This is a genomic window from Legionella tunisiensis, from assembly GCF_000308315.1.
Taxonomy (GTDB): Bacteria; Pseudomonadota; Gammaproteobacteria; order Legionellales; family Legionellaceae; genus Tatlockia; species Tatlockia tunisiensis.
The window spans coordinates 1-2,958 of the sequence record NZ_CALJ01000167.1 but is presented as its reverse complement, the minus strand read 5'-3'; the positions used below and the strand labels follow the sequence as shown (position 1 = coordinate 2,958).

Genomic DNA, 2,958 nt, shown 5'->3' with positions numbered 1-2,958 from the left:
AAAACTAGCAAAGAACCAGCTGTGTCTGTGAGTATGCTCGTGCTCGGCTTAAATTGTTTCGTACACCATTTTGATGAACATAGAAACCATTCGAAATAAAGGTCTCTTGTTTTAAAAAGCAGATTAAAATAATTTTATTCCTCTAAATTTCCGATGGGATACCCTAGATAATTAATAATTTTCCACTCACCTTTGCTGTTTTTTCCAAGATATCCAAGCCTTCATCCTGAACATAGGTTACCCTACCATCTTTATTGGTTACTTTTAAATACCAGGTAATTCGCACTGCGGCTAAAAATCTAGACTGATAAATTTCATGTAATTTAAAATGGTAATGATATTTGCGTGAATCATCAGTAAAAATCTTTTTAAAACCATTACATATATTTGTATAATTTTTCCTCTTTACTCCTCGATAATTTGCAACAACATTAACAGAAAATAAATAACAAGATTTAGCCAGTTCACGATTATTAAACGCAGTGGTCCAATCAGTAAATAATTTTTTAAAAGTCATCCTATCTTCGTTTATTGCCCCAACAACAACCTGAGACCACAATAAAACTAACAATCCCAGAAGAAGAGTAAGACGTTCCTTTTTGAATTGATTAATTCTCATAAAATTTCCTATAAAAATTCTCCATGTTTTTCTAAAAAAATAATTTTTTGTTGTCAATAACAGATAACTTAGCATCTGCTAAAATTAAAGCATAAGATTTAATTAAAAACTAACAAATGAAGTACAAATACACGGCAAAAATATATTTTGAAGATGGAAAAACAATTAAAAATCACGGGGATAATATTGAAAAATTAATTAGTTGGATGCATAACCAAGCACGAGAGAATTTCAGCGATATCAATGGTGAAATAATTGATAATAAATTGCATAGAATCATCAAAAATATCCAATACGGCCCTCTAGACAGTTAATAAGGATAGTGCTTGGGAAATGGAGCAATTCACTATGGAAAAATTTAATGATAGATACGAAGCGGGAAAAATTATAGCCGCCCAACTGAAAGAGTATGCAAATAAACCAGATGTGATTGTCTTAGCCTTACCGCGTGGAGGTGTTCCTGTTGGGTATGAAATTGCAAAAGCCTTAACACTTCCCCTTGATGTTTTTATTGTACGTAAACTGGGTGTTCCTGGGCATGAAGAATTGGCTATGGGGGCCATTGCAACAGGAGGTACAACCATTTTTAATGAAGAGATTATCGATGATCTCCACATATCTCAATCAGCTATTGAGCTGACTTTACACGCTGAACAAGAAGAATTAAAACGTCGTGAAATAAGCTACCGTGATAACCGACCATTCCCTAATTTACAAGGAAAAACAGTTATTCTTGTTGATGATGGTATTGCCACAGGGGCAACCATGCGAGCAGCTATTAAAGCGATCCTTCAACGTAAACCCGCAGCCATTATCCTGGCAGTGCCTGTAATAGCTCTTAGTACTTATAACGAAATGAGTGCACTGGTTAATAAAATTGTCTGTTCACTGAAACCACTCAATTTTTATGCTGTTGGTTTGTGGTATGATGATTTTTCTCAAACCACGGATAGTGAGGTGTCCGATTTATTAAAAGCAAGTCAAAAAAACGAGGAGAGCACCTCTTCCTCCATTGCAGGAGTCCGTCATGAATAACTTCATAGTAGATACGGAACATCCTGTCATTATTCCAAGTGCGGAGATTTACCTTGAAGGGCTCTTATATATACCTAAGGAATCCCGAGGTCTTGTGTTATTTGCTCATGGCAGTGGCTCTAATCTACATAGTGTACGTAACCAATATGTTGCCGATGTTTTACATAAGGGTAAGATTGCTACTTTGTTATTTAATTTACTAACTCCTGATGAAGATGCAATTGACGTAACAACAATGGAGTTTCGCTTTAATATACCTTTTTTGGCTAGCCGCTTGGTGGACGTAACCAACTGGTGTTTAAAGAATATTTCTGTTTATCACTTACCTATTGGTTATTTTGGAGCCAGTACAGGGGGAGGCGCAGCTATTGTTGCTGCCGCAAGCAAGCTAGACAGCGTAAAAGCTATTGTCTCACGTGGTGGAAGACCCGATTTGGCTAAAGAATCATTGAGTCTTATCAAAGCACCCACATTACTAATTGTAGGTAGTAATGATGAAATTGTTATTAATCTGAATCAGCGTGCTATGGCCCAAATGAATTGCACAAAAAAATTGGAATTAATTCCTGGAGCTACCCATTTATTTGAAGAGCCAGGCACGCTCGCTGAGGTAGCCCAATTGGCTAAAGCCTGGTTTATTAAATACTTGGTTGCTGAGTGAAAATAAACTTGCTTTAAATTCTTATGATGGTGTCTCAGAATCATTACTTATATTAATGATTATCTTCCCCACAGCTCGATGACTTTCACTACGTTGATGAGCCAAACCAACATCTTGCAAATTAAACTCACTGTCTATATGGGTTTTTAATTTATTATCTTCAATAAATTGCGTAATCATGTCCAGGTCTTTCTTATTTTTTGCAGTAAAATAATCTTTGCCTTTTGCCGGGTAAATTTGCTGATAATGCTATTAAAAAATCAATGATAGACTGGGCAGGGTAGCAATATAAATACCATACTTGGTTAAACATTTCTTAGATTGGGAGTAACTATAAGCCGCTACACAATCAAAAATCACATCGTATTTTTCATCGCTTACCAAAGGGAAATTTTCTTTATAATCAATAACCTTATTAGCTCCCCATAATTGCACAAAGGCCACATTCGCAGTACTACAAACCGCGGTAACTTGTGCGCCCAACAATTTGGCTATTTGCACCGCAAACATGCCAACTCCACCAGAAGCCCCTAAAATTAATACACGATCATTAGCCTTAACAGCACCTTTATCTCTTAATGCTTGTAATGCGGTCATTGCCGCTAAGGGAATACTAGCCGCTTGTTTGAAATCCATATTTTTG

General features: G+C 36.2%; 4 protein-coding genes and 1 pseudogene. 3 read left to right on the top strand and 2 right to left on the bottom strand.

Annotation, left to right across the window (positions count from 1 at the left end; translation table 11 throughout):
• Positions 1-163 precede the first annotated feature (163 nt).
• Positions 164-619 carry a hypothetical protein gene (locus BN58_RS24110; RefSeq protein ID WP_019216758.1) on the bottom strand — a complete coding sequence of 152 codons (456 nt, stop codon included), beginning with the start codon at positions 617-619 and terminating at the stop codon, positions 164-166.
• A gap of 116 nt (positions 620-735) precedes the next feature.
• On the opposite strand from BN58_RS24110, the gene BN58_RS10345 reads away from it, so the two are divergent.
• From BN58_RS10345 to BN58_RS10335, 3 genes are read left to right on the top strand one after another with little or no spacing between them, the layout of a single operon-like run.
• Positions 736-933: a hypothetical protein gene (locus BN58_RS10345; protein WP_019216757.1), complete on the top strand. Its 198-nt coding sequence runs from the start codon at positions 736-738 to the stop codon at positions 931-933.
• 34 nt (positions 934-967) lie between these two features.
• Positions 968-1,654 carry a phosphoribosyltransferase gene (locus tag BN58_RS10340; protein ID WP_040916424.1) on the top strand — a complete coding sequence of 229 codons (687 nt, stop codon included), beginning with the start codon at positions 968-970 and terminating at the stop codon, positions 1,652-1,654.
• Positions 1,647-2,315, top strand: coding sequence for a dienelactone hydrolase family protein (locus BN58_RS10335; protein WP_019216755.1), 669 nt, complete (start codon positions 1,647-1,649; stop codon positions 2,313-2,315). Before BN58_RS10340 ends, BN58_RS10335 begins: the two co-directional genes overlap by 8 nt.
• 21 nt (positions 2,316-2,336) lie before the next feature.
• Here the strand turns inward: BN58_RS10335 and BN58_RS37760 are convergent.
• Positions 2,337-2,825 (bottom strand): annotated as a pseudogene (locus BN58_RS37760) (zinc-binding dehydrogenase).
• Positions 2,826-2,958: the final 133 nt, after the last annotated feature.